General features: G+C 63.5%; 18 protein-coding genes. 7 read left to right on the plus strand and 11 right to left on the minus strand.

The features are described 5' to 3' along the window. Window positions 1-32: 32 nt before the first annotated feature. Window positions 33-1,286: a serine hydroxymethyltransferase gene (glyA, locus tag OU800_RS20120; protein WP_268179110.1), complete on the plus strand. Its 1,254-nt coding sequence runs from the start codon at window positions 33-35 to the stop codon at window positions 1,284-1,286. 62 nt (window positions 1,287-1,348) lie between these two features. On the opposite strand, the gene OU800_RS20125 is transcribed toward glyA, so the two are convergent. Continuing rightward, window positions 1,349-1,855 (minus strand): DUF3015 domain-containing protein, encoded by a 507-nt coding sequence (locus OU800_RS20125; RefSeq protein ID WP_268179111.1) that lies wholly within the window; start codon window positions 1,853-1,855, stop codon window positions 1,349-1,351. 166 nt (window positions 1,856-2,021) lie between these two features. On the opposite strand from OU800_RS20125, the gene OU800_RS20130 reads away from it, so the two are divergent. Then, window positions 2,022-2,393, plus strand: a complete 372-nt coding sequence (locus OU800_RS20130; RefSeq protein WP_268179112.1) for a PilZ domain-containing protein — start codon at window positions 2,022-2,024, stop codon at window positions 2,391-2,393. Window positions 2,394-2,404: 11 nt separating this feature from the next. On the opposite strand, the gene yjiA is transcribed toward OU800_RS20130, so the two are convergent. The 3 genes from yjiA to radA all read right to left on the minus strand — a co-directional run bounded on the left by yjiA (window position 2,405) and on the right by radA (window position 6,108). After that, window positions 2,405-3,385, minus strand: a complete 981-nt coding sequence (gene yjiA / locus OU800_RS20135) for a GTPase (protein WP_268179113.1) — start codon at window positions 3,383-3,385, stop codon at window positions 2,405-2,407. Window positions 3,386-4,399: 1,014 nt separating this feature from the next. After that, on the minus strand, window positions 4,400-4,549 hold the full coding sequence (locus OU800_RS20140; protein WP_268179114.1) for a hypothetical protein: 150 nt from the start codon (window positions 4,547-4,549) through the stop codon (window positions 4,400-4,402). 200 nt (window positions 4,550-4,749) lie between these two features. Next, window positions 4,750-6,108 carry a DNA repair protein RadA gene (gene radA, locus OU800_RS20145; protein ID WP_268179115.1) on the minus strand — a complete coding sequence of 453 codons (1,359 nt, stop codon included), beginning with the start codon at window positions 6,106-6,108 and terminating at the stop codon, window positions 4,750-4,752. Between the two features lie 91 nt (window positions 6,109-6,199). On the opposite strand from radA, the gene OU800_RS20150 reads away from it, so the two are divergent. Further along, window positions 6,200-6,694 (plus strand): GNAT family N-acetyltransferase, encoded by a 495-nt coding sequence (locus OU800_RS20150; protein ID WP_268179116.1) that lies wholly within the window; start codon window positions 6,200-6,202, stop codon window positions 6,692-6,694. Window positions 6,695-6,727: 33 nt separating this feature from the next. On the opposite strand, the gene OU800_RS20155 is transcribed toward OU800_RS20150, so the two are convergent. Continuing rightward, window positions 6,728-7,006 carry a YdcH family protein gene (locus OU800_RS20155; protein ID WP_268179117.1) on the minus strand — a complete coding sequence of 93 codons (279 nt, stop codon included), beginning with the start codon at window positions 7,004-7,006 and terminating at the stop codon, window positions 6,728-6,730. Between the two features lie 73 nt (window positions 7,007-7,079). After that, a complete protein-coding gene (locus tag OU800_RS20160) occupies window positions 7,080-7,322 on the minus strand; it encodes a YdcH family protein (RefSeq protein ID WP_268179118.1) in 243 nt (80 codons plus the stop codon). Between the two features lie 144 nt (window positions 7,323-7,466). Here OU800_RS20160 and mscL point away from each other — a divergent pair, with 144 nt between their 5' ends. Then, window positions 7,467-7,880, plus strand: coding sequence for a large-conductance mechanosensitive channel protein MscL (gene mscL, locus OU800_RS20165; RefSeq protein WP_268179119.1), 414 nt, complete (start codon window positions 7,467-7,469; stop codon window positions 7,878-7,880). A gap of 128 nt (window positions 7,881-8,008) precedes the next feature. After that, window positions 8,009-9,034: a CNNM domain-containing protein gene (locus tag OU800_RS20170; RefSeq protein WP_268179120.1), complete on the plus strand. Its 1,026-nt coding sequence runs from the start codon at window positions 8,009-8,011 to the stop codon at window positions 9,032-9,034. Here the strand turns inward: OU800_RS20170 and OU800_RS20175 are convergent, their stop codons facing one another. Further along, complete coding sequence (locus tag OU800_RS20175; RefSeq protein ID WP_268179121.1) at window positions 9,035-9,811, minus strand: ferredoxin--NADP reductase; 777 nt, start codon at window positions 9,809-9,811, stop codon at window positions 9,035-9,037. 69 nt (window positions 9,812-9,880) lie between these two features. Between OU800_RS20175 and OU800_RS20180 the strand changes: the two genes are divergently transcribed. Beyond that, window positions 9,881-11,005: a methyltransferase gene (locus OU800_RS20180; RefSeq protein ID WP_268179122.1), complete on the plus strand. Its 1,125-nt coding sequence runs from the start codon at window positions 9,881-9,883 to the stop codon at window positions 11,003-11,005. A 32-nt stretch (window positions 11,006-11,037) separates the two neighbouring features. Here the strand turns inward: OU800_RS20180 and speA are convergent, their stop codons facing one another. The 4 genes from speA to OU800_RS20200 form a co-directional block, all read right to left on the minus strand. Next, window positions 11,038-12,951 (minus strand): arginine decarboxylase, encoded by a 1,914-nt coding sequence (gene speA / locus OU800_RS20185; RefSeq protein ID WP_268179123.1) that lies wholly within the window; start codon window positions 12,949-12,951, stop codon window positions 11,038-11,040. A 117-nt stretch (window positions 12,952-13,068) separates the two neighbouring features. Next, on the minus strand, window positions 13,069-13,440 hold the full coding sequence (locus OU800_RS20190; RefSeq protein ID WP_268179124.1) for a translation initiation factor Sui1: 372 nt from the start codon (window positions 13,438-13,440) through the stop codon (window positions 13,069-13,071). A gap of 343 nt (window positions 13,441-13,783) precedes the next feature. After that, window positions 13,784-14,332: an NUDIX hydrolase gene (locus tag OU800_RS20195; RefSeq protein WP_268179125.1), complete on the minus strand. Its 549-nt coding sequence runs from the start codon at window positions 14,330-14,332 to the stop codon at window positions 13,784-13,786. Then, window positions 14,332-15,378, minus strand: coding sequence for a DUF2333 family protein (locus tag OU800_RS20200; protein ID WP_268179126.1), 1,047 nt, complete (start codon window positions 15,376-15,378; stop codon window positions 14,332-14,334). The genes OU800_RS20195 and OU800_RS20200 overlap by 1 nt, the downstream gene beginning before the upstream one ends. A 256-nt stretch (window positions 15,379-15,634) precedes the next feature. On the opposite strand from OU800_RS20200, the gene OU800_RS20205 reads away from it, so the two are divergent. After that, the gene (locus OU800_RS20205; RefSeq protein ID WP_268179127.1) at window positions 15,635-17,266 is read left to right on the plus strand and encodes a response regulator; all 1,632 of its coding nucleotides are present in this window, start codon (window positions 15,635-15,637) and stop codon (window positions 17,264-17,266) included. Window positions 17,267-17,382 lie beyond the last annotated feature (116 nt).

The following is a 17,382-nucleotide window of genomic DNA, read 5'->3' on the forward strand; positions in this document are numbered from 1 at the left end:
TCATTCGCCTAGCTGATTTTCAGGGGACCGCCATGTTCAGCCGTGATTTGACCCTCGCTCGTTTTGACGCCGAACTCTTTGCCGCGATGGAGCAAGAAGCTCAGCGCCAGGAAGAGCACATCGAGCTGATCGCCTCGGAAAACTACACCAGCCCGGCGGTGATGGAAGCCCAGGGCAGCGTACTGACCAACAAGTACGCCGAAGGCTATCCGGGCAAGCGCTACTACGGTGGCTGCGAGTACGTCGACGTGGTCGAGCAACTCGCCATCGACCGCGCCAAGGAGCTGTTCGGCGCCGACTACGCCAACGTCCAGCCGCACTCCGGCAGCCAGGCCAACAGCGCCGTGTACATGGCCCTGCTCAACGCCGGCGACACCGTGCTGGGCATGAGCCTGGCCCACGGCGGCCACCTGACCCACGGCGCCAGCGTCAGCTTCTCCGGCAAGATCTACAACGCCGTGCAGTACGGCATCAACGACCAGGGCCTGATCGATTACGACGAAGTCGAGCGCCTGGCCGTGGAACACAAGCCGAAAATGATCATCGCCGGCTTCAGCGCCTACTCGCAGGTGCTGGATTTCCCGCGTTTCCGCGCTATCGCCGACAAGGTTGGCGCCTATCTGTTCGTCGACATGGCGCATGTGGCAGGCCTGGTCGCCGCCGGCCTGTACCCGAACCCGGTGCCGTTCGCCGACGTGGTTACCACCACCACCCACAAGACCCTGCGCGGCCCGCGCGGCGGCCTGATCCTGGCGCGCAAGAACGAAGAGCTGGAGAAGAAGTTCAACTCCGCGGTATTCCCGGGTGGCCAGGGTGGCCCGCTGGAGCACGTCATCGCCGCCAAGGCCGTGTGCTTCAAGGAAGCCCTGCAGCCGGAGTTCAAGGCCTACCAGGCCCAGGTGATCAAGAACGCCCAGAGCATGGCCCAGGTGTTCATCGACAACGGCTTTGAGGTGGTGTCCGGCGGCACCCAGAACCACCTGTTCCTGCTCTCGCTGATCAAGCAGGACATCACCGGCAAGGACGCCGACGCTGCCCTCGGCCGCGCCTTCATCACCGTGAACAAGAACAGCGTACCGAACGACCCGCGCTCGCCGTTCGTCACCTCCGGCCTGCGCATCGGCACCCCGGCCGTGACCACTCGCGGCTTCAAGGAAGACGAGTGCCGCCAGCTCGCTGGCTGGATCTGCGAAGTGCTGGCCAACATCGGCAACGACGAAGTCGAAGGCCGCGTGCGTGAGCAGGTCAAGGCGCTGTGCGCGAAGTTCCCGGTCTACGGCAACTGAGGCTGCATCTAAACGAAAGAAGCCCGCCAAATTGGCGGGCTTCTTTTTGCCTGGGATTTGCCTCAGGCCGGTTGTTTCACATAGCGCGCCAGTTGCACGTCGCGGCTCATCACATCCAGGGTGGCGGCCAGCACCTGCTCGCTGGTGGCGTCGGCCTGGCTGAAGATGGTGCCGAAGTTGTCATGAGTCACCTTGGCGAAATGCGCGCGATCCTTGGCCTCCACACCCAGCAGGGTGGCATAGGCATCCAGCGCCTCGCCCTGGCCCATGGCCATGTCTTCGGCGATGGAATCGAGCATGCCGTTCATCGCCAGCATGGAGCGGCCGTTGTAGCCCAGCGCGCCGCTGGTATCGCAGCCGTTGGTGCCGGAGGTCATGCCGAAGGTGGCATTACCCGAGGTGCCATTGGTGGTGGTGGCCAGGAAGTGCGGAGCCATGCCACGCTGGCCCTCGAACAACATGTTGCCCCAACCGCAGCCATTGCCCCCTGCCGCATCGGCGAAGGCACCGACGCTGGCCATGCTCAGCACACCAAAGATCAAACCCTTGCTCAGAAGTCGCTTGTCCATATTGTCGCTCCGCAATATCGAGTAATAAAAACCGCACCAACAGCTTTGGCGAGACTTGCCCAACTGTCAAACAATTGAAAGAACTACTCGCGGCCTTGTGCACGAATTCACAACGTGTTCGGCAGCCTTGACTATAGTTGTGAGAAATCTGAATCGGAGTTCCAGCATGAGCGATACAGCCAACGAGCGTCGGCGCTTCCAGCGCATCGCTTTCGACGCCCCCACTGTCCTCGCGCAGGGCGATCGGCGTTGGGAGGTGGTGCTGCACGACCTGTCGCTGAAAGGCCTGCTGGTGGAAGAACCCGCAGGCTGGGACGGCGATCCGGAGCAGGGCTTCGAGGCATCGCTGCAACTGAGCGACGGCACGCCGGTGAAGATGCAGGTCGCGCTGACCCGCACCCAACCCGGTTTTCTCGGCTTCGTCTGCCACCATATCGACCTGGAGTCGATCAGCCACCTGCGCCGCCTGGTGGAACTCAACCTTGGAGACGAAGAGCTGCTGGAGCGCGAACTGGCGGCACTTGGCAGCAAGGCCTGAAGCGGCTCGGCTCAGCCAGGCTGGGTCAGTTCGGCGAAGCCCTGGCGAATCTCCTGCTCCGGCAAGTCGTCCCCGATGAACACCAGCACGCTTTCGCGTGGCTCGTCCACGCCCCATTCGCTACCCCAGTCGAAGCTGTACAAGCGCAGCACGCCCTGGAACACCAGGCGTTGCGGCTCTCCCGCCACAGCCAGCACCCCCTTGTAGCGCAGCAGCGCATTGCCGAAGCGCCCCAGCAAGCCTTCGATGAAGGCGCTGAGGCGCTGCGCATCGATGGCTTCGGCGCTTTCCAGCACCAGGGTCTGGATACGATCCGGCTTGTTCGCCACAGGCGCCAGCGGCCGCAGCATCAAGCCGCGCGTCGGCCTGGGCTCGAAGTCGAAGCCACGCAGGTCGAGCAAGGTAGCGAGCTCGATGCGGCCATGCTCGACCGCCTGGATCGACGCACGCCGGTTGATCCGTTGCAAACGCGCCCGCAGCGCCTCGACGCTGCCAGCAACGGCCAGATCGGTCTTGCTCAGCAGGATGAGATCGGCAAAGCCGACCTGGGCCTGGGCGATGGTTTCGCTCAGGTGGCGCTCGGCGTTGACGGCATCGACCAGGGTGACGATGCCATCGAGCCGATAGCGTTCACTCAGCTCCGGTGTGGACAAGAAGGTCTGCGCCACGGGCGCGGGGTCGGCCAGGCCGGTGCACTCGATCACCAGGCGCTCGAAGGCCAGCTCGCCCTTGTCGAGCTTCTCCAGCAGCAGCAACAAGGCTTTCTCCAGTTCGCCAAGGATCGAGCAGCACAGGCAGCCGTTGGCCAGGGTGACCAGCTTCACCGGGTCGTCGCCGAGCAACTGCCCATCGATGGGCGCGGCGCTGAATTCGTTCTCGATCACCGCCAGGCGCAGCCCATGCTCGGCCTTGAGCATGTGGCGCAGCAGAGTGGTCTTGCCGGCCCCGAGAAAGCCAGTGAGCACGGTGACGGGAATGGCGGCAGGTGACATGCGGTGAATCCTCGCGGGGGCGTCAAGATTGAAGGTGACGCGCATTTTAGGGAGGGGAATGCTTGGTTGATACCGGATTGGCAATACGGTGTTGGTTGTTTTTGTGCCTGTTCCGCATTGCCGCGTTTTTGTTGATGTCTTTGGTTTCGCCCTCCCGGGCGAGTCACTTTTGACGGGCAAAAGTAACCAAAACCCTCCGCCCGATCATCCGGCCCTGGCTGCGCCAGGGTTCGTTCGCTCCATCGCCGCTCCAGAGGCCCGCCACGGTGGGCCATCCATGGCCCATCGTGGCTCTCGCGACATCCATGTCGCTCAACCTCTTCCACGACGATTCCGCTCACCCTCCTGGGCGGGCTCTGCACGCGCCTGAACCTGCGGTAACCCAGAAGTAGTGCGCAGTGCTTGAACATGAGGTCAGCCGTAGGGCTGACCGGGATGCCGGCTGAAAGCCGGCGAGATGAAACTACGCGAATGAAAGTATTGGTTTAACTCGGTAGCCACATCGCTACTTCATAGCTACCAGAACACACTGCGCATACCCTGAAATGCCGGTTCGCTCAGGCGCGCGAAAGTCCCCCTTCAGGAGGGTGAGTGGAATCGTTGCGCAGAGGGGCGAGCGGCATGGATGCCGCGAGAGGCGTAATGGGCCAGGGATGGCCCATGTACGCCGACCCTAGGAGCGACGATGGAGCGAACGAACCCCGGCGCAGCCGGGGCCGGATGGCGGGGGTGCGTTTCTTTTGCTTACTTTTCTTTGCGCAGTTCAAAGAAAAGTGAGTCGCCCGAGGGGGCGAAACCCGGAATATCTGAAGACACCCAAAGCGGCGTCCAAAACACCAAGCAAGCCACCACCCAACACACAAACTTGCCAATCCGGTATCAAGACCGACTTTACACCGACACCTTGACCCACGGGCTGACCACCGTGAAAGGAAGCCACAAGGATTGCGGGTTCAGACAGCGTCCGTCCGAACCCTGGGGATGCCACCCTACCCCGCTGCTTGCAAGCCTACCTCAGTGAGCGCGGCAGGCTGCCTCGGCGGCCTGGCGACGCTGCCGGCGCGCCGCGATACGCTGCCGCTCACGTTGCGCGTCATCGCGTGGCTGCACGGCCTGGGCGTCGAAGTTGAAGGCACGAGAGAAGAAGTCGAAGAACAGGAACATGATGGTGTCTCCTCGTTTGGATACGCCTTCATGCTGCGCGTCGATAGCTTGCTACTCATTGATCCCGGTCAATTTTCACCAGAGCCGGTTCGCGACAGAACGCCGCATACCTGAATCGCGGCTAACAGGCAGAAACGTAGCCCGGATGAAATCCGGGAAGGACTGCGCCACAAAAGCCCCCGGCTTGCAGCCGAGCCACATCACTCGAACAAGGCATCCAGCGCCTGTTCCAGGCGCGTCACGGCGATGATCTGCAGGCCGGGCGGGGCTTCCTTGGGGGCATTGCCCTTGGGCACGATGGCGCGCTTGAAACCGTGCTTGGCCGCCTCCTTGAGGCGCTCCTGGCCACTGGGCACCGGACGAATTTCGCCGGACAGGCCGATCTCGCCGAACACCAACAGATCGTGCTGCAAGGGGCGGTTGCGCAGGCTGGAGATCACCGCCGCCATCAGCGCCAGGTCGGAGGCCGTCTCCAGCACCTTGACCCCACCGACCACGTTGAGGAACACGTCCTGGTCATAGGTGGGGATGCCACCATGGCGGTGCAGCACGGCCAAAAGCATGGCCAGGCGGTTCTGATCCAGACCCAGGGTGACCCGCCGGGGGTTGCCCAGGTGACTGGTATCGACCAGCGCCTGCACCTCCACCAGCATCGGTCGCGAGCCCTCCCAGGTGGCCATCACCACGCTGCCGGACACTGCCTCCTGGGCGCGCGTGAGGAAGATCGCCGAAGGGTTGGAGACTTCCTTGAGGCCCTTGTCGGTCATGCCGAACACACCCAGTTCGTTGACCGCGCCGAAACGGTTCTTCACCGCTCGCAGCAGGCGCAGGCGGCCGTCGGACTCACCCTCGAAATACAGCACGGTGTCGACCATGTGCTCCAGCACGCGCGGCCCGGCCAGCGCACCTTCCTTGGTGACGTGGCCGACGAGGAAGATCGCCGTGCCACTCTGCTTGGCGAAGCGCACCAGCAGCGCCGCACTCTCGCGCACCTGGGCCACGCCGCCAGGGGCCGATTGCAGTTGTTCGGTGAAGATGGTCTGGATCGAGTCGATCACCATGACCTTGGGCTTTTCCTGGCGCGCGGTGGCGATGATCGACTCGATGCAGGTCTCGGTCATCACCTTGAGCTTGTCCTGCGGCAGATCCAGCCGCCGTGCGCGCATGGCCACCTGCTGCTGCGATTCTTCGCCGGTGACGTATAGCGCCGGCAGGCGTTGGGCGACGTTGCACAGGGTCTGCAGCAGAATGGTCGACTTACCGATGCCGGGATCGCCACCGATCAGCACCACCGAGCCATCCACTAGACCGCCGCCGAGCACCCGATCCAGCTCGCTGGAGGCGGTGGAAAAACGCGGAATTTCCTCGACACTGACCTCGGCCAGGGTCTTGATGTTGGCTTTGTCCCCCGCCCAGCCGGTACGCCCGCTGGGCGCGGCGCCCTCGACCAGGGTTTCCACCAGGGTGTTCCAGGTTCCACACTCGCCACACTGCCCCGCCCATTTGGGGAAGGTGGCGCCGCACTCGGTGCAGCCGTACATGCGTTTTGCCTTGGCCATTGAGGAAGTCGTCCTGCCTGCTGAGCGAAGGCTGGAACGATACCGAACAACTGGATAAATTTACAGACCACGACCTTGACCAAGGACTGCCATGCAGATCGAACTGCTGCCGACCCGCGCCGAACAGGCGCCCCTGATCCGCAACCTGTACCAGTTCTATAGCTATGACAGCTCGGACTGGGAAGAGGAGGATGTCGAGGCGGACGGCCGCTTCTACATCCACGAGGAACATCTGCTGCGCTACTGGCAGGAGCCCGGCTGGAGCGCCAGCCTGATCCTGGCCGACGGTTTCATTGCCGGCTTCGTGCTGATCGAGCGCAGCGAACTGCCGGGCATCGATGCGCCGGAGTTCGCCGATCTGTTCGTGCTCAAGCGCTACCGCCGCCTGGGCATTGGCCGCGCCGTGGTACAGAGCGTGATGGGCGATGGCAGCCCCTGGCTGCTGCGCTTCTACCGCCAGGACGAAATGGCCCTGGCCTTCTGGCAGCAACTGTTCAGCGAATTACCCAGGCCACCCCGGGCAATCTGGACGGAGGATGAGGCACAGGGGTTGCTCAGCTACCTGGTAAACCCGCCCGTGCATTGATGCCGGGCGCCGCGCACTGAGCGAGTCTGGCGCTCAGCCCTTGCAACCATTGCCACAGCCGCAGCATTGACCATTGGCCCGCTTGAGCTGCCGCGCCAGATCGTCCTTGAGCGCTACGCGATTGAGTTTGAGCGCCTGCAACGATAGGTCGTCGAGCGGCTCGATGCCGTCCTCGACGCGGCAGATGCGCTTGTCCAGCGCTTCATACTCGTCGGCCTGACGGGCGAATTGGCTATCCTCCTGGCGCAGCCGGTGCAAGGCTTCGCGCAGCTCGGGAAAATCATGAACCAGCGGGTGATGTTCGATATGCATGGCCAGGCTCCTGTAGAAAGGGTGCCACCAGCTTAGCCGCGGCCCTGCCCGGCCCTGTTGACGCCGATCAAGCTCAGCTCGCCTTGGCCAGCAACTGGGCGATTTCGTCCTTGAGCGCCACGCGCTGCAACTTGAGCCCTTGCAGCACCAGATCATCGACCGCAGCACGGCCGTCCTCGATCTCGTAGATGCGCTTATCCAGTGCCTCGTACTCGCTAGCCAGCCGGGCGAAATGACCGTCGTTCTGCAACAGCCAACGCAGCATCTCGCTCTGCTGGGGGAACTCACGGGACAATGAGTGATGTTCGAGCGCCATGGAAACCTCCGAATGCAGTGATCCCCTTCAGCCTAGCCGATGTCATGGGACCTGCCGCTGCCAGCAAGGCAAATGAACGGCGCCGCCTGACGGACGTCGAAACAACAGCCATAATCAGGGCGAACACCAACCCAGGGAGCACGCATGAGCATCATCAGTGAATTCAAGGCCTTCGCGGTCAAGGGCAACGTGGTCGACATGGCCGTGGGGATCATCATCGGCGCCGCCTTCGGCAAGATTGTCTCGTCCTTCGTCGGCGACGTGGTGATGCCACCACTGGGCCTGCTGATCGGCGGTGTCGATTTCTCCGACCTGGCCATCGTGCTCAAGGCCGCCGAGGGCGACACCCCCGCCGTGGTGCTGGCCTACGGCAAGTTCATCCAGACCGTGGTCGACTTCACCATCGTCGCCTTCGCCATCTTCATGGGCATCAAGGGCCTGAACCGCCTCAAGCGCGAGGAAGAAGCCGCCCCGGCTGCACCGCCTGCGCCGACCAAGGATCAACAGTTGCTCAGCGAGATCCGTGATCTGCTCAAGGCGCAGCAAGACAAGGGCTGAAGGGTACGCGGCTGGCGGAGCAGGTGCCCGAGCTTCGCCAGCCATGACACGATTTGTTGCAGCTTGACGGGTCTTTTTCTGCGCGTTTTTCGGTAGATTGAACAGCCCTTGGCCACTTACCCCCTTACATGACACTCCTGATAGCGTTCGCTGTCCTCTCCATCCTGGTTTCGTTCCTCTGCTCCATTCTCGAAGCCGCCCTGCTTTCCCTCACCCCCAGCTACATCGCCCAGCAGAAGGTCGATAGGCCTCGTCTCTACGAGCGCCTCAAGGCACTCAAGGACAAGATCGACCAGCCACTGGCGGCCATCCTGACCCTCAATACCGTGGCGCATACCGTCGGTGCCACCGGTGTCGGCGCGCAGGTGGCAATCGTCTTCGGCGACGGTTACCTGGGTATCGCCTCGGCGGTCATGACCCTGCTGATCCTGGTGCTGTCGGAGATCCTGCCGAAGACCATCGGCGCCCGTTACTGGCGCGCCCTGGCGCCCTGGCTGCCGAGCCTGCTGCGGGCGATGATCCTGGTGCTCAAGCCGTTCATCGTACTTTCGGACCTGATCATGCGCCTGTTCGGCGGCAAGGAGCCGGAGCACGACATTCGCCAGGAGATCAAGGCGCTGACCCTGCTCGGCCGCGAGGTGGGTAAGCTCGACGAAGACGAGCAGCGGGTGATCGGCAATATTCTCGACCTGCACGAAATTCGTCTGCGCGACATCATGACGCCGCGCATCGTCTGCGAATCGGCGGCGCCGGACGAGTCCATCGCCGCGTTCAAGGCCCGTGCCCGCGAAAGCCAGTTCTCCCGCTACCCGGTGATAGGCGAAGACGAATCGCCGCTGGGCGTGGTGTTTCGCTACGACGCCCTGGCTGCCGAGAACGATGCCGAGCCCATCACCCACATCATGAAACCGCTCAAGGTGGTACCGGAAAGCATGAACGTGGAGAACCTGATGACCCTGCTGATGCAGGAGCGTCAGCACATGTGCCTGGTGTACGACGAGTTCGGTAGCTGGCGCGGCCTGGTGACCCTGGAAGACATCATGGAAACCATCATCGGCAAGCCGATCCTCGACGAGACCGACGATATCCCCAACATGCGCCGCTTCGCCAAGCGCCGCTGGGAGCATCGGATCAAGGCTATCCGCGAGGACTGATCACCAGTAGTTCTCCACCGCCACCTGGCCCGGCCGCCGCGTCAGGCTCAGGTTCAGCCCGCGAGCCTTCAGGCGCTGGCGCAGGTCGTCGATCATCTGCGGATTGCCGCAGATCATCACCCGCGAATGCTCGGGCGTCAGCTCGAGCCCAGCGACGCGCTCCAGCTCGCCGCTGTCGAGCAGTTCGGTGATGCGCGCATTCAGGCACCCCGGCGCCTGCTCGCGGGTGACCACCGGCAGATAGGTGAGCTTGTGCGCGAACTCGGCCAAGTGCTCAAGCTCGACCAAGCCACGAATCAATGGCTGATAGGCCAGCTCGGCGGCGGTTCGCGCGCAGTACACCAATACGATGCGCTCGAAGCGCTGCCATACCTCGAAGTCCTGCAGGATCGACAGGAAAGGCGCGACGCCGGTGCCACTGCCCAGCAGCCAGAGATCACGACCATCGACGAAGCGATCCAGGGTCAGGTAGCCGGTGGCCAGCTTCTCCACCAACAGGCTGTCGCCGGCCCGCAGGCGGCTCAGCTCGCTGGTGAACTCGCCACCCGGCACCACGATGGAGAAGAATTCGAGAAACTCGTCGTGCGGCGCCGACACCAGCGAATAAGGGCGCCAGACCAGGCTGCCATCGGCCTTCTCCACGCCGAGGCGGACGAACTGCCCGGCGCGAAAACGGAAACCCGGATCCCGGGTGGTGCGCAGGGTAAACAGGCTCGGGGTCAGGCTGTGTACTTCCAGCAAGGTCTGACGGGTGAACTTGTCGTCGCTGACGGTCATAATTGCCCCCTTGTCCGAATCTGCTGTCAGTGTCGCGCATTGTGCGACCGGCAAACACCGACGGTTTCCATGCCTATTTTCACGACCCCCTTCGCCAGCCTCGAGCTGGAGCGCCAGCCGCACCAGGCCAATGAACCTCTGCAAGCCTTCGACGCCGCGGATGAATACCTGCTCAATCATTTGCACGAGCAAGGCATCGAGCCAGACAGCCGGGTACTGCTGCTCAATGACAGCTTCGGCGCCCTCGCCTGCTCGCTGGCCGGGCACTGCCGGGTGACCAGCAGCGGCGACTCGCACCTGGGCTTTCTCGCCCTGCACAAGAACCTCGCCCGCAATGGCTTGAGTGGCGACGCGCTGACCTTCCTGCCGAGCAACGAAACACCGCGGGGGCCGTTCGACTGGGTACTGATCCGCGTGCCCAAGACCCTGGCACTGCTGGAGGAACAACTGATCCGCCTGCACAGCCAACTGGCGCCCGGCGCACGGGTCGTGGCCGGGGCCATGGTCAAGCACCTGCCGCGCGCCGCCGGCGACTTGCTGGAAAAGTACATCGGCCCGGTACAGGCCTCGCTGGCGCTGAAGAAAGCCCGCCTGCTCAGCGCCACGCCAGAAGACAAGGCCGCGCCCCGCTCGCCCTACCCGACCCGCTATCGCCTGGACAAACCGGCACTGGAGCTGGTCAACCATGCCAATGTGTTCTGCCGCGACGGCCTGGATATCGGCACCCGCGCCTTCCTGCCCCATCTGCCAAGGCATCTGGACGCACGCCGCGTCGCCGATCTCGGCTGCGGCAATGGCGTGCTGGGCATCGCCTACGCCCTGGGCAGCCCGCAGGCCGAGCTGACCCTGGTGGACGAGTCGTACATGGCCGTGCAGTCGGCGCGGGAAAACTGGCAGGCGGCCCTGGGCCAGCGCCCGGTGACGATCCGCGCCGGCGATGGCCTGGCCGAACAACCCGCCGACTCGTTGGAGCTGGTGCTGTGCAATCCGCCCTTCCACCAGCAGCAGGTGGTCGGCGACTTCCTCGCCTGGCGCATGTTCCAGCAAGCCCGCGCGGCGCTGGTCACAGGCGGCGAGCTGTGGATAGTCGGCAACCGCCACCTGGGCTATCACGCCAAGCTCAAACGTCTGTTCCGCGGCGTCGAGCAGGTGGCGGCCACACCCAAATTCGTGGTGCTCAAGGCAAGCAAGTAGACGGGGCAAGCTGCCCCGCCTTGGGCGTGGATTTACGACGACAGGTACGAGGAGCGGGTCAGGCCCAGGCGCAGGGCGTCGAGGAACTGGGTGCGCTCACGGGCGCTGATCTTGGCGCTGGCCACCTTGTCGCGATAGTGGGTCATCAGCTCCTCGGGCGACAGGTGCACGTAGCGCAGCATGTCCTCGATGGTGTCGTGAGTCTCGATGCCGGCGTGCACCACGCTGCCGTCGGCGGCCTGGTAGATGTTCACCGAATCGGTATCACCAAACAGGTTGTGCATGTCGCCGAGGATTTCCTGATAGGCGCCGACCAGGAAGATGCCCAGCACGTAATCCTCGCCTTCACGCAGTTCGTGCACCGGCAGGCTGGTCTCGATGGATTGCTCGTCGACGTACTGGCGGATCTTGCCGTCGGAGTCGCAGGTCAGATCCTGCAGCACGGCACGGCGCAGCGGTTCCTCGTCCAGGCGCGACAGCGGCAGGATCGGCAGGATCTGGCCGATGGCCCAGGTGTCCGGCAGGCTCTGGAACACCGAGAAGTTGCAGATGTACTTGTCGGCGAGCTTGTCGTTGAGCTCGTCGAGTACTGCCCGGTGCGAACGCTGGCGGGCCTTGAGCTGGTTGTGCAGGCGACGGCAGATGGCGAAGTAGTACTGCTCGCCCAGGGCCTTCTGCGCCAGGCTCAGCTTGCCGGCCGAATACTGTGCGGCCACTTCCTCGATGTAATGGGTGGCGCGCCAGTAGGTCTCGGCGACCATTTCCGGGTCGCTGTCGTCGAGCAACTCGATCAGCCAGCGCAACACCTCCGGCTGCTCCACGTCCGGATCGATCTCCGGCACCTTGTCGTTGTGCCGCTCCACATCGGTGACCTGCACCAGCAGCACGGCGTGGTGTGCGGTCATCGCCCGGCCGCTCTCGGAGAAGATGTGCGGATGAGGGATTTCCTGGCGGTCGCAGAACTCCTTGAGCATGTCGACCACGGCGTCGGCATAGTCCTGCATATCGTAGTTGATCGAACTGGCATTGCGCGAGTGGGTGCCGTCGTAGTCCACGCCGAGGCCACCACCAACGTCGATGTGATCGACCGGCAGGCCCATGGCGCGCAGCTCGCCGTAATAGCGGATGGCCTCGCGGAAGCCCTTGCGGTAGTCGGCGATATTGGCGATCTGCGAGCCCATGTGAAAGTGCAGCAGGCGAATGCCCTGATCCAGCCCGGCGGCGCGGAAGCGCTCGACCACCTGCAGAATCTGCGCGGCGGACAGGCCGAACTTGGACTTCTCGCCGCCGGTGTCGGCCCACTTGGAGGACGCCAGCGAGGACAGGCGCACACGCAAGCCGATCTGTGGCGCGACCTTGAGTTCGGCCGCTTCCTCGATCACCAGGGCGACCTCCGATTCCTTCTCGATGACAATGAACACGTTGTGGCCGAGCTTCTGCCCGACCAGCGCCAGGCGGATGAACTCGCGATCCTTGTAGCCGTTGCAGACGATGGTGCCACCCTTCGGCGCCAGCGCCAGCACGGCCAGCAGCTCGGGTTTGGAGCCGGCTTCGAGGCCGATGGAGACGTTCTGCGTGGCGATGATGTTCTCCACCACCGCCTCCTGCTGGTTGACCTTGATCGGGTACAGCGCGGTGTAACGGCTCTGGTAATCCAGGCGCTGGATGCTGGCATCGAAGGCCCCGGTCAGACGCCGCACGCGATCCTGCAGGATGTCCGGGAAACGCACCAGCAAAGGCAGCGACAAACCACTCTGACGCAGCTCGTCGACCTGCTGGGTGAGGTCGATCGGCTGGCTGTCCGGGCCATTGGGGCGCACTTCGACACGCCCGGCATCGTTGATCGAGAAATAACCGGCGCCCCAATGGCGAATGCCATAGACACTGCGGCTATCGGCTACGGTCCATTGGCTGCCGTCGTCTTTGCGTGTACGTCGTGCGGACATCGAGTTCTCCTGGGAAATGGTAGGCGCCCCCTGCAGGCAAGCACTGTGAAACAAAAATATGACGAATGACAGCCGCAGCTTTGCTCGAAGCCTGTGGCTCGCCGCTTGAGGCTGCTGTTAACCGCCGGACTTCTTCGCGGTAAAGCCGCGCTTGCTCAGCTCGGCCAGCAGCAGTTCGACATGATCGCCCTGAATCTCGATCACCCCGTCCTTGAGCGCACCGCCGGTGCCACAGCGCTTCTTCAGCGCGCTGGCCAGCTCCTTGAGCGGCTCCTCGGCCAGCGGCACGCCGCTGACCGTGGTCACGGTCTTGCCGCCACGGCCCTTGGTTTCACGGCGCACGCGGGCGATGCCATCGCCCTCGGGGATGCGCGTGTGCTTGCAGATGCAGGCATCGACGGGCTGGTTGCAATCCGGGCAATGGCGACCGCCATCGGTGGAGTAGACGAGACCGCCCAGGGCGGAGAATGAAGAGGCTTTCTTGACCACCGGCTTGTCCTCATAGGGGTCAGGATAGCGACTGGCCGACGACCGAGGTCGACCGCGAGGCCCCACTCAGGCAGGGGCAGCGCTGGCGGACAGACGTCCGCCGCAAAGGCCGCGCAGTGTAACGACAAAGACTGGGCTTGCTAAGACCAGATTTGCGTCATTGTGCGGCACTTTGGCGACGCTGTTCGTCATGCTGCGCGGAGCACCGGAATCCGCGACGCCGTAGGGTGCGCCGTGCGCACCAAGCCCCTGCATCCGAGGTACAGGCGGTGCGCACAGCGCACCCTACGAACGAATACAGGCGCCGACACGACCACCCTCTCCCATAAATGGGAGAGGGACATCAGCTAGCCGCAAGCGGCCTTTTTATGTAGTGCTGCAGCGCCACCAACGAGTCCGGACAATAGGGCAGTCGACGGCTTTCCTCCAATAGCTGATCGAGGCTGATGAAGCGCGCCTCCAGCACCTCCTCTGGCTGCAGCACCAGCGGCGCATCAGACACGGCCGAGTAGACCCGGCACCACAGCCGGCTTTCCGGTGCGTCGTAGAAGAAATGCGCGTGCTCCACCAGCTCGGCATCGCTGATGCCCAGCTCCTCGGCCAGCTCACGCTGGGCGGAGAGCCGATAATCCTCATCGGCCAGCACCATGCCGCCGGCGGCCAGATCCCAGTAGCCGGGATACAGGGCCTTGCTCAGGGTGCGCCGATGCACGCAGAGCCGGCCGGCGGAGTCGAACAGGAGGATATAGGTACAGCGCCCGATCAGACCGCGCTCGCGCAGCTCGGCACGGGCCATGCTGCCGAGCGGGTGATCACGTTCGTCGACCCAGGCCACCTGCTCGCCATCGGAGGCGGCGCGATGCGCCGCCTCGGCCGCCGAGATCGCGACCATCAACCCTGGCTCAGCAACTGGCGCAGGTCGATCAGGCCGGCATTGGCGCGGGAGATGTAGTTGGCCATCACCAGCGAGTGGTTGGCGAGGATGCCGTAGCCACTGCCATTGAGCACCATCGGGCTCCACAGGGTAGCTTGCGCCGCTTCCAGCTCGCGGATGATCTGGCGCACGCTGACGGTGGCGTTCTTCTTGGCCAGCACATCGGCGAAATCCACTTCGACCGCACGCAGCAGGTGGGCCAGCGCCCAGGCCTGGCCGCGGGCTTCATAGAAGACGTTGTCGATCTGCAACCAGGGCGTCTCGTATACACCGCCCTCGCCCACCAGCCCGGACTCTTCGACGTCGTTACCGACCTTCTGGCTCTCGTTCAGACGCACCTGGCCGACGCTGGCGGACAGGCGCTGTGACAGCGAACCAAGACGGGTACCGGCATCACCCAACCAGTTGTTGAGATTGTCGGCACGGGCATAGAACTGCGCCTTCTGCTCGCTCAGGTCGGCCAGGTAGCGATCCAGGGAGCGGATGCCATCGCGGTATTCGGACTCCGAGGCCGGCAAGGCCCAGCTCTTGTTATCGAAGTGGAAGCGCGGCTCGGCCTTGGCCAGATTCTGGTCTTCGGTCGATTGCGACTGGGAACGGGAGAAGTCCTTGCGCAGCGCCCGGGAGAAGTCGCGCACCTGCACCAATACGCCATATTCCCAGCTTGGCATGTTGTCCAGCCACAGACCGGGGGGCGCCAGGTCGTTGGAGAGGTAACCGCCCGGCTTGTCGAGCAGCGTGCTGGCGACCTGCTTGAGGGTTTCCACCGTGGTATAGCCGGTGACCATCTGCCGTTGAGCCTGCTGCGCGGCTGCCTGGGCGTGCTGCTGTACCTGAAAGGCTGCCGGTTCCTGACTCCAGTACCAACCGATGACCAGGGTAACCAGCAGGTAGACGCCGATCAGCCCTCCCACAGCGCGAACCATCAGCTTGCTGCCGCTACCATCGGCAGCCTTATCGGCTCTTTCGGGTGAGGGCTTGTCGCGATTCTTCCAGTCCAGCATGGCTGTGTCCTTCCATTTAGCGAGTTCGTGTGTTCGACCGCTAACTGCAAAACAGGTTGCGACCTGCTCCGCACTATAAGACATGCACGCAGCAAAACGCAGGGCATGAAGGCAAACTTACCACTGGAAAAAAGAAAGGCTGTTTCTGTCGCCTGATCGACGAAAAATGCTGGCGTCAATTGAGCGACAGCAATGTCCATCCATGGTCGCCAGTGATAGCATCAAGCCACTAATCGCTTGCCATCGGAAATCGGCCATGCTCGAGTCGCCAGAGCCCAATCACGATCGCCTCAAGCACCACTTCGCCCAGCGCGTGATCCATCAAGCCCGGCAAGTGCTGGAGGTCTGGCAGCGCCTGCAGCGCAGCGAATGGAACGAAGCCGGCATGAGCGAACTGCGCGAGGCCAACACGCGCCTGCTGCGCTATGCCGAGCGCTTCGAGCAGACCGAGCACAGTGCGCTGGCCCAGGCCATCGCTGAGTGCCTGGAAGCCGTGACGGAAAACCGCGGACGTCTCAACAGCGCGCTGATCGCCTCGCTCAACCAGATCATGCAACGCATGTCGCGCACTGGCCTGCGGCATGGCGACCAGTACGAGCAGACTTTCCTGCCGCCGCTGCGCAAGCCGGTGTACCTGGCCCTGCAGGATCACGAGCGGGCCAAACGCCTGGCCCAGCAACTGGAATTCTTCGGCCTGGTGGCACACGCCCTGGACAATGCGGACGCCTTCCGCGCCGCCGTCAGCGAGCGTCACCCGGCCGCCATCATCATGGACGTGCACTTCTCCGGCATTGGCCTGGAGTTGGCCAACGCTGCCCAGCAAGGCCTGGAACACAAGATTCCCGTGCTGTTCTACAGCCATACCGATACCGACACCCCGACGCGCCTGGCGGCGGTACGCGCAGGCGGACAGGAGTTCTTCGTCGGCGCGCTGGATGCATCGAGCCTGCTCGAACGTATCGAGGTACTCACGCATGTCGTGCAGTACGACCCCTACAAGGTGCTGATCGTCGACGACTCCAAGGCCCAGGCGACCCATACCGAACGGGTGCTCAACAGCGCCGGCATTCTCACCCACACCCTGACCGAACCGATCCGGGCGATGGACGCGCTGGCCGAGTTCCAGCCGGATCTGATCATCCTCGACATGTACATGCCCGAGTGCAACGGCACCGAGCTGGCCAAGGTGATTCGCCATAACGACCGCTACGTCAGCGTGCCGATCATCTACCTGTCGGCCGAGGATGATCTGGACAAGCAGCTCGACGCCATGAGCGAAGGTGGCGACGACTTCCTCACCAAGCCGATCAAGCCACGTCATCTGATCGCCACCGTGCGCAACCGTGCGGCGCGGGCGCGCAGCCTCAAGGCGCGCATGGTGCGTGACAGCCTCACCGGGCTGTACAACCACACCCACACCCTGCAACTGCTTGAAGACGCCTGCTTCCGCGCGCGCCGCGATGGGCAGCCGCTGGCCTTCGCGATGCTCGACATCGACCACTTCAAGAGGGTCAACGACACCTATGGCCACCCCATGGGCGACCGCGTGATCAAGAGCCTGGCCCTGTTCCTCAAGCAACGCCTGCGCAAGACCGACCATATCGGCCGCTACGGCGGCGAGGAATTCGCCGTGGTACTGCCCGACACCGACGAGCAATCGGCGCTCAGGGTACTGGACGAGATCCGCCAGCGCTTCGCCGAAATCCACTACCCGGCCCAGCCGCAGGACCTGAGCTGCACCTTCAGCGCCGGCATCGCCATGCTGCGCCCAGGGCTGGAAAGCAAGGCATTGTCGAAACAGGCCGATGAGGCGCTCTACAAGGCCAAGCATGGCGGGCGCAATCGCGTGGAGCTTTATCAGAGCGACCGCCCGGCCTGTGGCGCCTAACAAAAAAACGACGCCATAAAAACGTCATCGAACAGCAATATATTTAGCGCTCATCGTTCAGTTGTCGATCGAGCCCCTCATGCGCCTCAAGCTGCTCACCAACCTCAATACCGCAC

The sequence above is a fragment of the Pseudomonas sp. GOM7 genome, assembly GCF_026723825.1.
Classification (GTDB): Bacteria; Pseudomonadota; Gammaproteobacteria; order Pseudomonadales; family Pseudomonadaceae; genus Aquipseudomonas.

Excerpts from the sequence above, each read along its gene's own strand:
- glyA (WP_268179110.1), top strand. The coding sequence starts at position 33 with ATGTTCAGCCGTGATTTGACCCTCGCTCGTTTTGACGCCGAACTCTTT.
- OU800_RS20125 (WP_268179111.1), bottom strand. The coding sequence starts at position 1,855 with ATGGACAAGCGACTTCTGAGCAAGGGTTTGATCTTTGGTGTGCTGAGC.
- OU800_RS20130 (WP_268179112.1), top strand. The coding sequence starts at position 2,022 with ATGAGCGATACAGCCAACGAGCGTCGGCGCTTCCAGCGCATCGCTTTC.
- yjiA (WP_268179113.1), bottom strand. The coding sequence starts at position 3,385 with ATGTCACCTGCCGCCATTCCCGTCACCGTGCTCACTGGCTTTCTCGGG.
- OU800_RS20140 (WP_268179114.1), bottom strand. The coding sequence starts at position 4,549 with ATGTTCCTGTTCTTCGACTTCTTCTCTCGTGCCTTCAACTTCGACGCC.
- radA (WP_268179115.1), bottom strand. The coding sequence starts at position 6,108 with ATGGCCAAGGCAAAACGCATGTACGGCTGCACCGAGTGCGGCGCCACC.
- OU800_RS20150 (WP_268179116.1), top strand. The coding sequence starts at position 6,200 with ATGCAGATCGAACTGCTGCCGACCCGCGCCGAACAGGCGCCCCTGATC.
- OU800_RS20155 (WP_268179117.1), bottom strand. The coding sequence starts at position 7,006 with ATGCATATCGAACATCACCCGCTGGTTCATGATTTTCCCGAGCTGCGC.
- OU800_RS20160 (WP_268179118.1), bottom strand. The coding sequence starts at position 7,322 with ATGGCGCTCGAACATCACTCATTGTCCCGTGAGTTCCCCCAGCAGAGC.
- mscL (WP_268179119.1), top strand. The coding sequence starts at position 7,467 with ATGAGCATCATCAGTGAATTCAAGGCCTTCGCGGTCAAGGGCAACGTG.
- OU800_RS20170 (WP_268179120.1), top strand. The coding sequence starts at position 8,009 with ATGACACTCCTGATAGCGTTCGCTGTCCTCTCCATCCTGGTTTCGTTC.
- OU800_RS20175 (WP_268179121.1), bottom strand. The coding sequence starts at position 9,811 with ATGACCGTCAGCGACGACAAGTTCACCCGTCAGACCTTGCTGGAAGTA.
- OU800_RS20180 (WP_268179122.1), top strand. The coding sequence starts at position 9,881 with ATGCCTATTTTCACGACCCCCTTCGCCAGCCTCGAGCTGGAGCGCCAG.
- speA (WP_268179123.1), bottom strand. The coding sequence starts at position 12,951 with ATGTCCGCACGACGTACACGCAAAGACGACGGCAGCCAATGGACCGTA.
- OU800_RS20195 (WP_268179125.1), bottom strand. The coding sequence starts at position 14,332 with ATGGTCGCGATCTCGGCGGCCGAGGCGGCGCATCGCGCCGCCTCCGAT.
- OU800_RS20200 (WP_268179126.1), bottom strand. The coding sequence starts at position 15,378 with ATGCTGGACTGGAAGAATCGCGACAAGCCCTCACCCGAAAGAGCCGAT.
- OU800_RS20205 (WP_268179127.1), top strand. The coding sequence starts at position 15,635 with ATGCTCGAGTCGCCAGAGCCCAATCACGATCGCCTCAAGCACCACTTC.